This window comes from Serratia sarumanii (assembly GCF_029962605.1).
Classification (GTDB): Bacteria; Pseudomonadota; Gammaproteobacteria; order Enterobacterales; family Enterobacteriaceae; genus Serratia; species Serratia sarumanii.
In genome coordinates, this window is sequence record NZ_CP124751.1 from 68,433 (window position 1) to 83,787 (window position 15,355).

The window sequence follows — 15,355 nt, forward strand, 5'->3', positions numbered from 1 at the left end:
CCTTACTTATTCGAAAAACTTGCGATACCACCAGGGACGGCCGGTAACTGAGGTTCCGCGGAGTAGGTGGTGGAGACGCTGAAACAACACCGTTGGGGTTAATCCGAACAGGGACAAAATTTTGTAAATGCCGAGTGCGAGCAGGCAGAACATGAAAGTCATCATGGATGGCCAAATGGCGCAAAGCAGGAACAACAGGTACACCAGAACGGGAATACCGAGGATCGTTGCCGGCCGACCGCTGTCGAGCCAGGGTGAGTAGTCTTTCCCACCGCTGTCGATCCAGGGGGAATTGTTTTTGCTCATGAACCCTCCTTGTTTCTCGCAGTAAACAGCGGATAGCCCATGACCTGTTTCGCGGTCTCTTCATCAACACGCCCGGCGGTAAACAGTCGCCATGTGTGGTCAACAATGCGATGTTCCCGCGCAGCAAGTTCACCGTTAATCATTTCTGGCCAGCGCGAGTAGTGAACTTCACCCAATTTTCGGCGCCATGCTTCATCAAGCAGAACGTATTCCCGAACCGCTTGGCGTTTACCGTCGGTGGTCGGCAGCAAACGCTGAACGATCAGGAAACGTAATGCATCGAGAAGGTCGAAGGCGACTTGCTCGCGAGCATCGGCCGGCGCCATTAGGATGCATCGAGAAAATGCATGGCCAGGAGAAAATGCGTGCAAAGTGCTGAGTGTCAGGTGACCGGACTGGGCGCACGCTACTGCTGCTTGCAAAGTCTCCAGGTCACGAATTTCACCAACCCCGATAAGGGTCGGTGCCTGGCGTAATGAGAGACGGAGCCCGTGGGCAAAACTTGGAACGTCCCGGCCGATTTCCGACTGCTGGGGTCGTAGCTGCCAGGTAGGCCCACCGAAAAGGTATTCGACCGGATCTTCGTAGGTCACCAATTTCCCGTGCGGGTGAGTTTCTCCGTAGTGCTGATATATCGACGCCAACAGGGTTGATTTACCTGAGCCGGTCACGCCACAAACCAAACCGAGGCCATCGAGGGGCAACAGGTTTTGGCGCAGGTCGTCTTCCAATCCCAGGCTGTCCAATGGGGGGATGGCGGTTGGAATGACACGCAGCGTCACTGCCATAGCGGTATTAAGCGCGCCAATCGAAGCCTGAATGAAGTTGCTGCGAAAACGGACGCGCTCCCCGCGCGCCAGCCCGTACCGGCCAGTATTGTCACCTTCGAGCTGTAATGGCCGATCTGCGCCTTGGCCGCTTTGCACCATGGCCTTGATATCAGGTGTATAGATACTGTCGATCAGGTGTAACAGTTTGGCGTGATCCAGCGGGAACTGACTGGCGGTAACCTTACGGCCATGATGATCCACGACGATTTTGCTGCCGCTTTGCAGATGGATATCGGAAACTTTATGGCGGTAACAATGGATGAAAAATTCACGGAGTCTGTCGGGGGTAAGCCCCCCGCTGAAGTCAAAATCGGTGAGGGCTATCATCAATGCTCCTGTTTTATTGTCGGGTGTTAACCGTTGGCTTCCAGCGCTTTTTATCCAGCTCGAATCCAGCGTGCTGTTTGAGCTCACGGGTACGATCACCGATCGTCACCTTGTCGCGGGAACCCGTGACTGTCTGCAGCTGTTCACTGACGACCGGCGGGGTAATGATCCCTTGCTGTAGCAGCGTGGTGTAACGCAACATGCCGGTGTAATCGCGCGTCAGGCGGTTGAAATTGCTCTCGAGCGTGCGATCAGCGCTCTCGCGCCCGTCCTGCCAACCTTTTTCTACCGCCGCGCGCCACACCGCTTCTTCATTTCCGTTCTTTGGGCGGATGTCAGTGGGAATATCAGTATTGATAGTCAACCCAGCCAGCAAATACTGTCGCCAGGTGGGCGGATTACTGACGAACCTTTCAGGGAGCAGGATGCTGTAAGTCTTATTTGCTGTGCGAATCTGCCTGTCAGTAATGTGTGCCAACGATTCTGAAGCAACTATGACCGGCGGTAACCAACCCTGACGGCTAATCAGTGGTGCGAAGGTGTACATTCTGTTCAGTGCGTCGTTTTGGGCGTTTAAAGCTTGCTGCAGCTCCCAGGCGCGCTGCGCTTTGCCGCCGCGGAACCCCACGGTCTGCCCAGCTTCGTTCATCAGCTGCCAGAGAGTGTCGTTCAATCCATGTTTATCCGGTGCCTTTGGCGACAAGTAAGCCCCGATATCTGGGGGCGGGCCCCCTTCCAGAACGGCCGCACCGGCCGCCGTGCTGAGCAACCCCAGCCCGAGGGCAAGAGCGAGTTTTTTCATGCTGGCATTCCTTTTTTAAGGGGCAACATAAAGAACAGACGCAGCTCATGCGATTGCTGTTCAAGCTGTGCCCGCCAGTCTATTTGCGTTCGCACAAGGCGGAGTACTTGTTCGAAGGTGACGTCGCTGGCATGCAATGTGAGTGGCAACGGAAGTCGCACGCCGGTATAGGCGAATGACAAGCCGCGCATGTGAGCCAGTTGGCTGAGCAGTTCGATGGCATCACCATCCCAATCGACAGTAATGCGTTGTGAATTGGCGGTGATCTTGGGTGTGAATAAAACTGGGCGCACTTGGTTCAGCGCCTCAGATTGATAGAGCGTCGCTGTGATGTTCTGGATTGACTGCGCCGCGGGAGTGACGGCCGCTGTTGGAGTGACAATAGAGTGCGGCGCTGGCGTACAGACGCAGCCGCTTAAACCGAACAGGGCGGCGATCATAGGTAAACGTTTCATGAGAGGATGTCCTGCGAGATATGAATTATTGATAGCTGAGAACGTTAAACTGGCCCGGCCCGCAGCTATGAGCTGGTAAAGGGTTGGAGATCACGTTGTAGCTTGCACCCGCCGGAACGGCGAAGGTAATGGAAGTTTGTTTCGCCCATTGGACGTTATTGTTAATGCTGCTGGCAACATTCATGCCGTTTACGGTTGCCTCTAAAGCATAAGTGTTAATGCAACTGCCATCCTCAACATCCCATCGTTTGGGCGATTGGCCCCCGCTCGCGATGATCCAAAGCGTCGATGCCCCTTGGTTCGAGCCAGAGAAAATACCTTCGTGATAGCCCAGACTTTGATAAGCACCGTTGCTTTTCCCTGTGCCGCGCCAGACACCGTTTTGACAGACAAGCAGACCTCCGTCAGGCATGCGGCCAACCAAGCCATTTGGCCAACAACCGGTGTTCTCTTGTGCTTGGCCATCAAGCTGTAGATATTCGCCTACTGAGGCTCGTCCATCGGCTCGAACCGTTCCGCCTTTGAGCTGGCCACCGGTGTAGATCCCTTTATTGTTGACTGATCTGATCCAGTCGTTGTCGTCCATATAAAGGCCACCGCCGTGGTCTTCGTTGAGCCAACCTTTTCCGTGTTTTGTGATAAGCCAGCCCCCGTTAGAGCGGACATCCCCGTTGGCGCCAATCCAGCCGTCTGACCAGACGTTTTCCCGTGCTATCAGGCTTTTCCCGTTAACGTTATTGGCACTGTTTAGATCGTTCCCCCCCATATCTATAGCGGTGTGCATTTTATTTAGGTCTGGTCGCCCGTTGACTTGATAGCGGTATAGACGGTCACTCTCTTCAGTGCCTCCGTCTAATATATCCGACGTCAGATACGCAACCAGATGGCCACTTTGGCCATTCAGTCCCATATTAGACAGGTTGACCTGCCAGCCTCCGCCGGCGCCGTTGGCAACATTGACGGGTTCGATATACCCCCCCAAGCCAGACGTGTTCTGAGCGATATAGCGTTGGCCCTTGAACGTAATATTTTGACCGCCGGCAGTCAGTACAAAGGCGACCAGTTTGTCGGTTTGCGAAGGATTGCGTGTCACGGCAAGAATATAGGTTTGGGCGTTGTTGTTGGTCAGAGAAAACCCTGCCGGCAAATATCCTTTGTCGCGTAGGGTTTGACCGGTTAGCGTGACGTTGCCGCCCCCTTTGACCTGATTCAGCAAGGTGTCGTAGTTATCTTTCACGTATCGACGAGCTCCTTGGCTCACTGTGCTCAGGTGCGTCGCGGTGACGACCCATGTTTGTTCTTCTATATAGTTCGAATATCTTTCCAGCCCAATAGGAGCGGCAATCAACACGATCGCCAGAACGATGGCCATAGAAACCAGCGCACCCCCACGGTTGATACGATGAGTGGCAATTTCAGCAGTCATAGGGCACCTGAAGAGAGCAATTGAGGGGAGCTACCGGCTACAACCGCCAGTAACATGAATAGCCAGGGAGCATAAGGTTGAGTCTTTTTGTTCATCAGTAATGCCCCTGCGATAAACAGCAATAATGCACATCCGCTCAGCACGCTGGCGAGCTGCCAGGGAAACCAGGCGCTCAGCGCGGCGATCAAATGCACATCGCCCATGCCGAACCCTTCTTCACCCCGCAGATGCTTGGCGCCGTAGTGAAAGGCATAGAGGAACAAAAACATGCCGATACTGCCTGTAAGTGCCTCAGTCAGGGTAAGTGCACTTCCTGGCATCACGGTAAACAGCAGACCTGTCAGCCAAAAACCCGAGGTATATCGCAGCGGTAGCCAGTAATTGCGTAAATCGAGCAGTACCATGGGAATGCCCCAGGCCAGCAGCCCCAGAATTTTGACGGTACCTAACCAGGGATGGCCCACAAGGGCCGTTGTTGCGATCAGTGCAGTACCGGTGCCGACGAAAACTATTGTGACGCCTCTGATCTGCAGCCGAGTGAGGGGCGGACCATCATGTTCAAGCAAGAATTTTTTCGCTCGATGAACCAACGGCAGGGTGCCAATAAACAGAGTGGCGCTGGCGCATACCATCAGCAAAGAGAACTTCAGGAGATACAAAGCCATCAGGCAGCACCTCCTTTCAGTTTCATGTACATCGCATACACTTTCCGCGCGTAAATCATACGCCTCGGACCGTTGTTATCTGCGAATCCGGCGTTATAGGAGCCGAGGCATTGCCAATTTACCCCGCATTGTTTGAGGTGCTTTGCCAATATCCAGGCCCCGATCTGCACGTTGAGACAGCTGTTGGTCAGCAAATCCTGCTCACTGCGGATGAGGCCCAGCGCACGCAGCTGGGGAATATGTCGGTCATTGATTTGCATCAGCCCGAAGTCACGGCTGGTAACTCGTCCTGCTTTATCGCGATTTTTTCCAATGGCTTGAGGATTTAGGCTGCTTTCGACAGTCGCCATTGAGCGAAGTAATAAAGGATCAACTTTATAGCGCGCACCCGCCTCGTTAAAACAGAACGCCTGTGCCGGCAACGAGAAAAATAGTGCCCAGCCCAGCGCCAGACAGGCCAGGGCTCGTTGAAAGGAAGACAACATGAGAATGCACTCCAGATGAAGGCCGGCAACAGAACGTTGCCGGCAGGATGGGCATCAGGTGTTGCTGGTAAAGGTAAGGGTGTTCTGACCAACAGATCCTTTATCGGCAGTACACTGCGCCCCCACGGCGCTGGCAGCGATCGCGCCATTCGTCGATGTGCCGTTTACCATGGTGGTAACAACACTCGGCGCTGCACTCAGTTTGGTGGCCAGAGTAATGCACGCCTCTTGAGGAACGGCCGCGTAAGTCAGAGAGAAGGAGGATTTCTGCCCACCGGCCGTTGCCACGGGTTGCACGGTGACAGCGCCCCCCCACAGGTTTTGCAACTTGGCGCTACCCGAGGATTTGGTACCGACAACCGACATGTTGGCCGGCGCCCCCCCGAACTGGATCAGCGCACCGGTCATGGCGTCAGCGGCGGCAAAATTATAGATGCCGGATGTTTTCAACATGGCGCGGGTATTGGTCATGAGCTCCGCAGCATTACTGTACTCTGTGTTGCCATCGTTACGATTAAACAGACCGCCACCTTGTGTGATAGCGACAGCCAATACAGCAAGGACAATAACAAACCAGATCATTGCTTCAATCATAGTTATTGCACCACGGTTGACAGCCGAGCGAGTGTTTTGCGTGAGTTCCATTACTATTTCCTTTAGGTATCGTAGAGAGTGGACGGTCTAGCGTGTGCCCACGAGGTCGTTGAGGTTTTGTGTGGCCAGAAGGATCAGGATCATGTAGCCAGCGTTGGTGCCCAATGCGATGTAAGAAAGCAAAGACGCCGTCCGCTTGATCCGGGCTACAGTTTGCACAAGCCAGGCACGTGCAAAATTTTCAATAATGATTTCAGCATTATCGCCGTCGGTCAGCAGGACCAGTTTGTCGATAGCACGCGGGGAGGGGAATCCGTAGCCGGCATTGCGCAACGCCAACCCGAGGTGGTCACCTTGCCTAACCTGACGCTGGGTAGCGGCCAATCGCTCATACAACCAGGGCGGTGCATAACGGCTCAGCATGTCGATGGCATCCTCCGTCTTCACCTGAGCACGCATCAACGCACTGAAATTAAGTAAAAAACCCACTCCCAGCACGTCGCGATACACGCTCCACGGCAATAGACGATCTAAAACATGCTGCCGCATCGTTCCAGTCAAGTTCGGCATCGACCAAACGACGAAGCCAATCAGCAGGAGTATCAACCCACCAAGAATAATTGCATGATTGGCAAAGAATTCTGAGATGGTGCTGAGCCACCACAACGCCCCAGTCCAATTATCTCGGCCAGACAATGACTCCAGGCGGGGAAGGAAATAGACTGTGACCATCTTCATCATGGCAAACGAGATTGCCAGCAACAGCATCGGGTAGGCCAACGTGGACACCAATGCTGATTTCATATTCGCCATGCCCTGCACCACGGTGATCGCCCGGTATAAGGCAGCAGCCAGGTTGCCGTCCTGAACGCCGGAACTGAGGATGGCGGCCTCCTGCCTGGGTATCCAGGACGCCAATCCCTGGTCGACTGACCGACCCTGACGCAGGGCACTGAGCATATCCTCCAGACAATAGACCACCGGCGGGCGTTTCTTGCCGAAGCTCCCTATCATTGAATTGATGGCTTTCTCAACTTTGAGGTTGTTGTCGAGCAGGAAAGCCAGATCCTCGTAGAGCGTCAGGCGGTCAGCGGTTGAGAACGTCTTTTGCGCCAACCAGCGCCCTACCGCTTCATTCATTGTTTCCGATGACGGCATCCTGTCCCGTAGCGCCGTCAACCGTTCGCGCAAACGGGAAATCATGATGCAGCCTCCGGGGGTAATAATGTCAGGCTGTCCTCGTCCAGCGGGCTGATATAGTCCGCATCAATCGGGTCGACCAATCCTTCATTGAGATAACGCATCAGGTGCTGACCGCGCGTGATACCGCCCAGCTTGTTCACCCAATAACTGCGCGCAGCCAGTTTGCCCTCATGGCGAAACAGCTCCATGAATCTGGCATCGGGACGAATGACTTCAGCAATGACCCGCCGGCCGATTACGCCTTTGTAACAGTGCTCACATCCCGCAGGATGGCGAAAAGCCAGCTTTTCGACCTGACAAAAGCGTTCAAGCAGCGCTCTTTTCTCCTCTCCCAGACTTGCTCTGACCGCCTCCCAGCGTTTCTTGCAGTGAGGGCACAACAGCTGCACCAGCCGCTGCGCGATTAAGCCAATCATGACTTGAGGGTCGGCCACCTGGCCCATGGGGATACCCAGAGTATCGGTCAGGCGATCAAGAATGCCGACCGCATCATTCGCATGCAGCGTGGTTTCCACCAGGTGTCCTGACTTGGCCGCCGTCAACGCAGACTTAACCGAGTTGGCATCACGAATTTCGCCGACAACCATGGCATCAGGATCTAGCCGTAATGCGGCAGAAATAGACCTGACCCAGGCACGGCTAACAGCATCCGGATCGTTTTTATCGGCAATGATGGGGGTTTGTACCGCCCCGATAATCAACCCTTCCGGAGGATCTTCCAGTGTCATCAGTCGTTTTCGATGCCCGGTAAACGACAGGTACATTTCGCTGAATGTACGTAGGGAGGTACTTTTCCCGGAACCGGTTGGGCCGGACAGGGTGATGACGCCTTCAGGGCGCGCCAGCATACGGCGAATAAGGGTTTGCTGTTCCGGTAGAAAACCCAGTTCGTCCAGCGTAGGCGGCGTTTTACCCTCATCGGGTAAAATGCGCATGACCACATACAGACCGAATTCTGCCGGCGTATGTGCATAACGCGCGCCGAAGAGCTGAAGCCCTTGCAGAAACTCTTTACGCACCCGCCCATCCTGAGCGCGATTGGGGTTAAAACTCTTCTCGGCCACATCGCACATCGACATCACAATCGTTGACGCCAGCGTCATCCCTTCCGCGCAATCCAGCGTTGTCACCGTTTCAAGATCGCCATGAACACGAAACTGCACCACCGTCACATCATTCATCCCGATCAGCAGATGAATATCACTGGCGCCTTTCATCTTGGCATCCTTGAAGAAGCTAATAATCTTCGCCTGTTGAACGGAATATTCGCTAGCGTTGGGGTTCTCAGTGAGCTGGCTTTGCTGCAACTCTTTCAGCTTGTCGAGCTGAACCCGCTTAACCTGCAGTCTGGGGTATTTTTTAAACGCGCCGGCAATCTCTGACGTGACGGCCAGACTATTATTGTGTGCGTCAGATACATACAGCGTTGGGGCATCGGTATTGGCCAGATCTAAATGGATATAGGTTGAACCACGTTTCTCATACATATGGGTTACCCCGCAAAGGAAAGAGAGACCAGTGTTTGGTTCTTCCCGGAGACCACGACTTCATTGATGTTGATCCGTTTAACAACGAACTCCGTACCCGGGATACGATTCCCCACCTGCACCGTAACCTGATTGCCGTTGCTGAGTGCCAGCACGGCCGTGAATCCTTTACCCGCTCCGGTGATCTCCACAATCTGCGGTGGAGCAGCATCTTGCACCGCGCCCTTGACCTCGGATTTGTTGTCCTGAGAAGGTGGCGCCGGGTTGAAAGGCTGATCCAGTGCACGGTCATACCCGTTCTTTTGCAGTTCATTCAGCGCCTTGGCCCTGGCCAGCTGGAGCTCGTACAGCACTGTCTCTGCCTGGATGACCTCCAGTTGCCCAAGATTTAACGCAAGCCCAGCCTCCGCGCGCGCGAACGTGGTCGGCAGAGGAAGATCCGCTGTCGTGGGTGGCTTCACCGTCGGTGAAGCGGGCGGGGCCGCCGGTATGTCAGCGACCGGTGCGGCGAAGACACTAGGTGCAATCAGCACTAGGCACAACGCCCAGGGCGTTACTCTGGATTTAGCGGTTGGCATACAGAAGTCCCTCAATGGTGTATTCCAGACGGTTGTTTTTTAGCGTGGTCGTAATGCTGGACGCCCTTATTCCACTGCTGTTGAAGCGCGTTGGTGCAAACAACCGATCGGGCGGAATATCAGTAATGAACGTGAAGCTGTAGGTACGCCACGGCAGATTTTGTACGTCGCCCTGTGTTAACTGCGTGCTTACGTCCATTTCGCTTAGGCGCAAGCGCGCATTGATACGCTGGGCATAACTGGTTAAGTGCTGAATTTGTTGGCTACCCGGGAGAAGATCTTCGGGATGTTCAGGAGGAGAAAGTGGCACCGGTAATGCAAAAGAGGCGTCGTCTGCGCTACCGGGAATATTAAAAACGGGTTGAATATCTGAACCATAGAGCACGGGTAACCGCAAGGCAAAATCCCCTACGGTTCCACCGTTCGGCAAGGTGTAGTGCAGTATGATTTTTCCCTGCGCATCACACGTTGCTGTATTGAAAACCCAGCCTGCAATAGAGATCTGTGCGTCTTTCCATACGCGACTGCAGGCACTGAGCATCGGTGGAAACCGCGGTTGTGTAGCCCAGGGTTTCAGGTTGTCGGCCGGGGCCTGTTGTGCCATCTGTTGCCTGGCCATCAGCGCGGCCTGAGCTGCTGCTATGCGCGCCTCTTCCTGGTGTTTCTCCCAGGCTGAATAACCCACATATCCGGCGCCCAGGGCCACTACTGCTATGCCCCAAAGCCACAGCACCTTCGGGTCATGAGTCTGACTCAGCCGGGCCCGGCGCAAACCGACCTTGCTATCGACCAAGTCGGAGAGCGATTTATCTTCCGTGTCTTCCCCAGGAAAGAAGCCGCCAGGAGCATATATCATCCACCCCGCAGCAGGCGCCGAGGTGATCGCCAAAAAATTGGACACCGCAGTGCGTATAGCCGTTTCATCCCCCACGATGTCACCGAACGGGGAAAGCATGCCGTCACTGACAGCGACGAACCAGTATTGCCCGTTGGATAACGGGAAAACGCCATAACACGCCTCTGGCAATGCCGGCAGAACCGCCAATGCCATCGATGCCATCCCGCCTCTTTTTAGTGCAGCCTGGTCGGCGAGGTTAACAGTGCCCAGCAAGGTGCCTTGTGCCTGGCCGTCACCAGTTGGCAATGCTGCCCAATGCGTAGCCTTGGCCTCCTTAGCACGCAAACGCATGCTGCGGCGTCCGCGCAGCGGCAAATACTGCCAGTGCAACCCGGCCACAAGCCAGGCGCTCCCATTCTGCAGCGTATAGGTCGTCTGTTGTTTCATGGCTTATCCCAAAATGACAGGGGTGATAAGAATGACCAGCATGGTTTTGTTATTTTCACCGTTGGCGCCGCCGCCAAGTCCAAAGAAACGGAAACTGCCGACGCCCTGGCGATTTGCGGTGTTGTTGAGAGATTGGTAACCACTGAGCACCAATGTTTGGCCGGATTGCATAATGACGCGCTGGGTAAAGGTTTTGAGGCGTGTTTTCATCAACTCTACCGACGTTTTTTCGCTGGTGAACGTGCGCATGGTCGGGTCATCTGACATATTGATCGCAAACTGCAGCTGCATTTTTGGCGACTGGGGCATCAGGAACGGCAGCACGGTCATGTTGAAACCGGTGGTGATCGTGGATTTGGTGATACTGCTCGATGAACCGACGTTGGCCGTGTTCTCCGTAGTGACGTTGGACGCATAGTCCTGCTGCAGTGCAACCTGGATCGGCACAGCTGACAGGTTAGTGGTCATGCTCGAGGCCTCTGTCATCACGCTGACGTTCGCCTGTTCCGACAGGGCTTTGATAAAGGCTTTTGTGCCCGCCCCTTTGCCATCAAGAATTGACACCCCGCCATTCAACGCATCGGAAGCCGCACCGGTAAATCCATTGGTCAGAGACAAGCCGACACTGCCACTGTTGAATACGGCGTTCCAATTAATGCCGTATTGATCCTGAGTGCGTTTTTCGACGCTGTAGACTTGCACGTTGAGCACGACCTGTCGGTTGAGCTCTTTATTGCGGTCTTCCAGATAACGGCCTATCTGCTCAAGAACGCGCGGTGTATCCGTCACCGTCAGGACGCCGGCGGACAAATTCATGCGGCCGATGCCGGGCGTTAACATCGACTTAATGGTATTGGTGACGTCCTCGTAAAGGCTGGATTTGATTTCCATTTCAGTGGCCTGAGAGGTATTAGAGTCACCACTGAGCCCACCGCCGCTGCTGTCGCCCGTCGCCCCCATCGATGAAGTGGTGCCGCTCACGGTTTTGGAGCCAAAACTCGCCTTGCTGTCCATGAACATGACCGGGAACGTCCGGGTATCGAGATAGAAAATGGCGATCCGGCCCTGCTCATAACGCCATGACAACCCCAGGCGTGTGGTGACATTATCAAGCAATCCTCCTAACTCCCCCTGCCAGAACACGCCCCTGAGCGCAGTGCCACCACTGACGACCGGCGCCGCGCGGGCAGATGAACCGCCCAACGTGGCTAATGGCACCAGCCCATTTGGGTCAGGCGCCGGGATGGGGCCACTTATCTGCTCAGTTTTGCCACCAGTCGGCGCCAATATAGCCTGCGCATCAGGCGTCACCACCACCGGCAAGCGACAACGCTTACTGATGAAAGCACTGACTTCCGCCAGCGTGATGCTCCCTGGGCGATTGATGGCCACAGCGCAAGGAGGAAGCAAACTATTGCTACCAGGCTGAGCATTTAACGGGTAAGGGTTGATCCACTGAGAGGTTAAATCCCGCACCACAGAGCCTTGTTTAAGGGCATGCAGATGCTTATCTGCCTGAGTTTCGTCCCGTGATACTCGATTATCGATCTTATCGATGCGCTCAAGCGGCGCACAGCCGGAAAGCAGCAAACACAACGTCGCCGCCACCCCGGTCAAGGGGAGGTGTTTTTTCATTGTTAACCTTATGAGGAGAGATTAGTTGAGGTACACCAGGCTGCCGTCAATAATGCTCGCCGGCACATTGACCTGCATGTCATTACCAAAGCTGTCGATAAGTCGTCTTTCGACGACTTTTCCAACCAGCGCGGAATGTCGGCTCTGCGCCAACAATGCGGCCATCAACCCAGGTTTATCTGGCTGATAGACATACACACGGTCAGCCTGCAGAACATTGCGCACCCCAGCAACGGATGACCAGCCAAAGGCGCTATCGGGGATCACGCCGTCTTTTTGTTCAGGATGGATATAGCGCCAGTCGTTTATCGCATTAAGATATTGCACCGTGTTGCGCGCCTGCAGGGAAAGTGTCTGATCCTCTAGGGATACCGGGGGTTCTTGCTGTGGCGGATCCAGCCAGACAATCATTCCTATGAATATGGCAAAGAGCCAATAAATCATCAGTGCACCTCTTTATCATCAACGGAGATAACACACTGAAGAGGACGGATGCCTGCATACAGTGGCACTTGAGCCGTTCCATAAAGAGTAAACAGACTGTTTAGCGCATCGCGGAAGGAACCTTCGAATTGCAATGGCGCATCAATCCGATAGTTAACTGGCGTCGACCAGGCAACCGTCCAGTGTGAGATCCCCGGTTGGTTACATGCTTCGCTGGCTGCCCAGTTGAACAGGGTATCTTTGAGCGTGTTGCCAGCATCTATTCGCCAATGTTGCTTTTGAGGGACGACAATCACTTTCTTGGATGTATTGGCTGTTGGTGCTGGTGTCACCGCTTGCTTTGAATCTGCCGATTTACCGCCACTGAAGGGGTTGCGGCCGCGAGTTACTGATTGAGGTGATGCGCTTGGGGTTACTGCCTTTGACTTGATCGTAGTTGCAACTTTAAATGCTTCTGTTTTGTTCGCAATGGATACTCGGTGCAGAGAAGTATCAATCAGTGCCACTTTTCCTTGTCTTTCCAACAGCTGATTCAATGCATCAACCCAGGTGACGCCGCCACGCCATTCCTGAGGTGTTTGCTCATCAGGGTGAAGGTCCTGGGAAAAGCTCAGCGTCCAACCAGTCGGCACAATTTTACGTAATGCATCGCGCAATGACGACGCACTTCCGGCCCCCGCCAGGGTCGAAGGTGGTGGTGCATTGCCTACGAAACGTAGTGCTGTCATCGACGCGCTCAACTTCTGACCCGCCAGTGCAGAAGGGCTCGTTGATATGATTTGTTTACCAGGTGCTTTTGTTTGTTTTACGCGAGTCACCGCAGCCAGCTCATTTTGGGCCTGTTGTAGAGGCGACACTTGCGCTTCGATTAGCGTTGTTACTAACTGCTGGGCAGTGATCGCAGACCTTTCTGAATGGTTGTTAATAGAGCATCCGCCCAATACAGCGGGTGCTAAAACGACGGGTAGCCATTTTTTCACGTTTATACCTCGCTATGAATCGCTTCCACGCTTGTTAACCGGTTGTGGACGGCGCCCCCGACGAGGTTGCTTAACCTTGTCGAGTACGCACTGAGCCAGCCGTTGACTATCGATTTGATGGGCTAACTCAAGAATGGCGTGAAGAACGTCTCTGCAGGCTACCGGGCGTTCAAGGATCGCGGTGAGGTTTACAGCCTGCTCGTTCAACATGTTGTTATGTTTTGGCGCGATGGAATAGGTCTGGCGCGTAGCCATGGCGCGTTGTGTCATCAGAGACCTCAGCTTGAGATGCAATCAGCATAAAAAAAGCCCCTTCAGATACCTGAAGGGGCAAGGAGCTATCTATGGAGTTGTAACAGAGGGACTATTTTAGAGCGTCTATAAATGCATGGAGCATTGCGCTACGCGTCTCACCATCATGCTCATTCGCGAGCGCTTGAATTTGTTGGCGCTGACGATGCGATAGATGCGCACGTGCAACGTGTTTCTTCCTTTGCCTGCGTTCTGATGAAAAAGCTTGGACGCAGACTGGGAGCTCCATTACTTCTTCAATCGCAGCTTCTCGAATCGGAGTGATGGTTCCGGCAAACCGTACAAGGTGGCTGATACCGGGGCAAGACTCGACTTTAGACGAGTGGAAAATTTCTGGGTCAAAGCAGACAAACATATAGCCAGGAAAAAGAGGCTCGATCACCTTTTTCTGCTGGCCAGGGCGGTCAGCTCGAGGGCGAAAAGAAAACATCAACGGGCTGAAAGCCATAATGTTGCGGCGTTCAAGCATCATCTGTGCTTTGAATATATTGTCTTTGCCTGGTTTTAGCGCGGCGAGATACCAGCCTTCCATGAAAGTCTCCCGTAGTACACGGTTAAGCTACAGATGATGAATTGAATGTTAGGTGTTTGGCAGGCTCCGCCAAAATCGATCCCAAGCGGGTTCAATTGGCAGTCGCTTATTTAGAGGGATTGAGCTTTTGCTGTATTCCCTTATGGCTCTTTAGCCTGGACTGCACCCGACACCAATGGCAGGGAGGTGCCGATAAGATGCTATCAGATGCAGTCCAGGCTGAAGAAAACTTGTACGAGGAACCGAAAAGCTAGTTGGCGGACTGGCTGTTCTACATGAACCGTACTAAAGTATGCGAAGAAGTGTATTGGCAAATTTTAATTGTGTAAATACTTTTATATGCGATCTGAAATGCTGTAAAAGCGTGTGCAAACAGAGCAAAAACTCTGTTTAACTCAACTTTTTGAACCATTGATCTGGAAATGATCCTTTTTTCAGATCATTAGATCGATATGGCATTTAAAACAGAATAATTAACTATCCTAACTATTTTAACGAGTGGTGGTTTTTTGCTCTGATTTTGGGTGGTTTTCATCTTATGCCGCCTGTATTTGGGTGTAATCCTATTGACTATGCTTTTTGCTTCATTTTTTTGGTGGTTGTTTGCACAACTTTGGGCAAGGGATCTGTCTGCCAGGTATACTTAGCCATCAAAATTTGAGCTGTGGGCCCAAAAAATGATCTTCAGAGATCCTTTTGTTGCACCAGAGAAAAAATAGAGTAGTATTTGCGGATGTTTATGCTGTTTTCAGGGGCATAATTGCCTGAACAGACAAGCTTATATATCCAATGTGTAGCTGAGGCTTCAGGTTGGGAAGGATCGAGCATATCCGAAATGCTCAGGGAAGAGGGTTTATCGAAACCCTGAATGCAAAAACCCCCCGAAATCTGTCATCAACTTGGCGGAAGAGTCAGATATCAGGGGGTCAAAAGCAGGCGCTGGCCTGTGAGAGATTATAACTCATGCAATTTAGAAAACAACACCTGTCCGCCATAAGTTCGGGACAGG

16 protein-coding genes are annotated in these 15,355 nt (G+C 53.4%); all 16 read right to left on the bottom strand.

Annotated elements, in window-relative coordinates; translation table 11 throughout:
- Positions 1–6: 6 nt before the first annotated feature.
- The 16 genes from icmT to SSARUM_RS24480 all read right to left on the bottom strand — a co-directional run bounded on the left by icmT (position 7) and on the right by SSARUM_RS24480 (position 14,346).
- The gene (icmT, locus tag SSARUM_RS24405; protein WP_128884984.1) at positions 7–306 is read right to left on the bottom strand and encodes an IcmT/TraK family protein; all 300 of its coding nucleotides are present in this window, start codon (positions 304–306) and stop codon (positions 7–9) included.
- Positions 303–1,463 carry a plasmid transfer ATPase TraJ gene (traJ, locus tag SSARUM_RS24410; protein ID WP_128884985.1) on the bottom strand — a complete coding sequence of 387 codons (1,161 nt, stop codon included), beginning with the start codon at positions 1,461–1,463 and terminating at the stop codon, positions 303–305. Before traJ ends, icmT begins: the two co-directional genes overlap by 4 nt.
- A gap of 13 nt (positions 1,464–1,476) precedes the next feature.
- Positions 1,477–2,265, bottom strand: coding sequence for a type IV secretory system conjugative DNA transfer family protein (locus tag SSARUM_RS24415; RefSeq protein ID WP_128884986.1), 789 nt, complete (start codon positions 2,263–2,265; stop codon positions 1,477–1,479).
- On the bottom strand, positions 2,262–2,720 hold the full coding sequence (locus SSARUM_RS24420) for a DotD/TraH family lipoprotein (protein ID WP_240039789.1): 459 nt from the start codon (positions 2,718–2,720) through the stop codon (positions 2,262–2,264). Before SSARUM_RS24420 ends, SSARUM_RS24415 begins: the two co-directional genes overlap by 4 nt.
- A 25-nt stretch (positions 2,721–2,745) precedes the next feature.
- Positions 2,746–4,146 carry a shufflon system plasmid conjugative transfer pilus tip adhesin PilV gene (pilV, locus tag SSARUM_RS24425; RefSeq protein ID WP_128884987.1) on the bottom strand — a complete coding sequence of 467 codons (1,401 nt, stop codon included), beginning with the start codon at positions 4,144–4,146 and terminating at the stop codon, positions 2,746–2,748.
- A complete protein-coding gene (locus tag SSARUM_RS24430) occupies positions 4,143–4,811 on the bottom strand; it encodes a prepilin peptidase (protein WP_128884988.1) in 669 nt (222 codons plus the stop codon). Before SSARUM_RS24430 ends, pilV begins: the two co-directional genes overlap by 4 nt.
- Positions 4,811–5,296 (bottom strand): lytic transglycosylase domain-containing protein, encoded by a 486-nt coding sequence (locus SSARUM_RS24435; protein ID WP_128884989.1) that lies wholly within the window; start codon positions 5,294–5,296, stop codon positions 4,811–4,813. The genes SSARUM_RS24430 and SSARUM_RS24435 overlap by 1 nt, the downstream gene beginning before the upstream one ends.
- Positions 5,297–5,350: 54 nt before the next feature.
- A complete protein-coding gene (locus tag SSARUM_RS24440; RefSeq protein WP_128884990.1) occupies positions 5,351–5,941 on the bottom strand; it encodes a type 4 pilus major pilin in 591 nt (196 codons plus the stop codon).
- Between the two features lie 36 nt (positions 5,942–5,977).
- Positions 5,978–7,093: a type II secretion system F family protein gene (locus SSARUM_RS24445; RefSeq protein WP_128884991.1), complete on the bottom strand. Its 1,116-nt coding sequence runs from the start codon at positions 7,091–7,093 to the stop codon at positions 5,978–5,980.
- On the bottom strand, positions 7,090–8,580 hold the full coding sequence (locus tag SSARUM_RS24450) for a GspE/PulE family protein (protein WP_128884992.1): 1,491 nt from the start codon (positions 8,578–8,580) through the stop codon (positions 7,090–7,092). Before SSARUM_RS24450 ends, SSARUM_RS24445 begins: the two co-directional genes overlap by 4 nt.
- Positions 8,581–8,585: 5 nt before the next feature.
- Positions 8,586–9,158: a type IV pilus biogenesis protein PilP gene (gene pilP / locus SSARUM_RS24455; RefSeq protein WP_128884993.1), complete on the bottom strand. Its 573-nt coding sequence runs from the start codon at positions 9,156–9,158 to the stop codon at positions 8,586–8,588.
- A complete protein-coding gene (gene pilO2, locus SSARUM_RS24460) occupies positions 9,145–10,443 on the bottom strand; it encodes a type 4b pilus protein PilO2 (protein WP_128884994.1) in 1,299 nt (432 codons plus the stop codon). The genes pilP and pilO2 overlap by 14 nt, the downstream gene beginning before the upstream one ends.
- A gap of 3 nt (positions 10,444–10,446) precedes the next feature.
- Positions 10,447–12,078, bottom strand: coding sequence for a PilN family type IVB pilus formation outer membrane protein (gene pilN, locus SSARUM_RS24465; protein ID WP_128884995.1), 1,632 nt, complete (start codon positions 12,076–12,078; stop codon positions 10,447–10,449).
- A gap of 21 nt (positions 12,079–12,099) precedes the next feature.
- Positions 12,100–12,522: a type IV pilus biogenesis protein PilM gene (gene pilM / locus SSARUM_RS24470; RefSeq protein ID WP_128884996.1), complete on the bottom strand. Its 423-nt coding sequence runs from the start codon at positions 12,520–12,522 to the stop codon at positions 12,100–12,102.
- Positions 12,522–13,502: a toxin co-regulated pilus biosynthesis Q family protein gene (locus tag SSARUM_RS24475; protein ID WP_128884997.1), complete on the bottom strand. Its 981-nt coding sequence runs from the start codon at positions 13,500–13,502 to the stop codon at positions 12,522–12,524. Before SSARUM_RS24475 ends, pilM begins: the two co-directional genes overlap by 1 nt.
- Positions 13,503–13,866: 364 nt before the next feature.
- Positions 13,867–14,346, bottom strand: a complete 480-nt coding sequence (locus SSARUM_RS24480) for a transcription termination/antitermination NusG family protein (protein ID WP_128884998.1) — start codon at positions 14,344–14,346, stop codon at positions 13,867–13,869.
- Between the last annotated feature and the right edge of the window lie 1,009 nt (positions 14,347–15,355).

Excerpts from the sequence above, each read along its gene's own strand:
- pilP (WP_128884993.1), bottom strand. The coding sequence starts at position 9,158 with ATGCCAACCGCTAAATCCAGAGTAACGCCCTGGGCGTTGTGCCTAGTG.
- SSARUM_RS24480 (WP_128884998.1), bottom strand. The coding sequence starts at position 14,346 with ATGGAAGGCTGGTATCTCGCCGCGCTAAAACCAGGCAAAGACAATATA.
- traJ (WP_128884985.1), bottom strand. The coding sequence starts at position 1,463 with ATGATAGCCCTCACCGATTTTGACTTCAGCGGGGGGCTTACCCCCGAC.
- pilO2 (WP_128884994.1), bottom strand. The coding sequence starts at position 10,443 with ATGAAACAACAGACGACCTATACGCTGCAGAATGGGAGCGCCTGGCTT.
- SSARUM_RS24450 (WP_128884992.1), bottom strand. The coding sequence starts at position 8,580 with ATGTATGAGAAACGTGGTTCAACCTATATCCATTTAGATCTGGCCAAT.
- SSARUM_RS24435 (WP_128884989.1), bottom strand. The coding sequence starts at position 5,296 with ATGTTGTCTTCCTTTCAACGAGCCCTGGCCTGTCTGGCGCTGGGCTGG.
- icmT (WP_128884984.1), bottom strand. The coding sequence starts at position 306 with ATGAGCAAAAACAATTCCCCCTGGATCGACAGCGGTGGGAAAGACTAC.
- SSARUM_RS24420 (WP_240039789.1), bottom strand. The coding sequence starts at position 2,720 with ATGAAACGTTTACCTATGATCGCCGCCCTGTTCGGTTTAAGCGGCTGC.
- SSARUM_RS24430 (WP_128884988.1), bottom strand. The coding sequence starts at position 4,811 with ATGGCTTTGTATCTCCTGAAGTTCTCTTTGCTGATGGTATGCGCCAGC.
- pilN (WP_128884995.1), bottom strand. The coding sequence starts at position 12,078 with ATGAAAAAACACCTCCCCTTGACCGGGGTGGCGGCGACGTTGTGTTTG.
- pilV (WP_128884987.1), bottom strand. The coding sequence starts at position 4,146 with ATGACTGCTGAAATTGCCACTCATCGTATCAACCGTGGGGGTGCGCTG.
- SSARUM_RS24415 (WP_128884986.1), bottom strand. The coding sequence starts at position 2,265 with ATGAAAAAACTCGCTCTTGCCCTCGGGCTGGGGTTGCTCAGCACGGCG.
- pilM (WP_128884996.1), bottom strand. The coding sequence starts at position 12,522 with ATGATTTATTGGCTCTTTGCCATATTCATAGGAATGATTGTCTGGCTG.
- SSARUM_RS24440 (WP_128884990.1), bottom strand. The coding sequence starts at position 5,941 with ATGGAACTCACGCAAAACACTCGCTCGGCTGTCAACCGTGGTGCAATA.
- SSARUM_RS24445 (WP_128884991.1), bottom strand. The coding sequence starts at position 7,093 with ATGATTTCCCGTTTGCGCGAACGGTTGACGGCGCTACGGGACAGGATG.